The 456-nt window shown below is 50.0% G+C and carries 1 tRNA gene; it reads right to left on the bottom strand.

Annotated elements, in window-relative coordinates:
* Positions 1–328: 328 nt before the first annotated feature.
* Positions 329–404, bottom strand: a tRNA-Glu gene (locus U868_RS0123170).
* Positions 405–456: the final 52 nt, after the last annotated feature.

Genomic DNA, 456 nt, shown 5'->3' with positions numbered 1-456 from the left:
GCTTAACCTCACAACCCGAAGGTGTCTTAATGCGACGGACTGCGCTTTGTGATTTCTTTGTCGGGCGGTGCCCGTGATGCTCACATACCTGAGTATGCTGCGCTCACTGCGCTCCGGCCTTCGCGAAATCACTTCGCTCGCCGCGTCTTACACTGAAGAACACGTTCTGATTGTTCGGCTGAGAGACTCATCAATATTACCTCGGTGATAATATTGATTGTTTCAATTTTTCAGCTTGTTCCGGATTGTTAAAGAGCATAATTGTTAAGCTGACTCTTGAATCAGCTTAATCATTATTGGCAGATGACTTTCACTCACCCGCGCAGACTGGCGTCCCCTAGGGGATTCGAACCCCTGTTACCGCCGTGAAAGGGCGGTGTCCTGGGCCTCTAGACGAAGGGGACAGTAGTCAGCTTCGCAGACGCTCTCTGCTCATTTTCTATCAGACAATCTGTG

This window comes from Morganella morganii H1r, assembly GCF_000633515.1.
In the GTDB taxonomy this organism is placed as follows: Bacteria; Pseudomonadota; Gammaproteobacteria; order Enterobacterales; family Enterobacteriaceae; genus Morganella; species Morganella morganii_B.
This window is presented reverse-complemented; position numbering and strand designations above follow the sequence as displayed.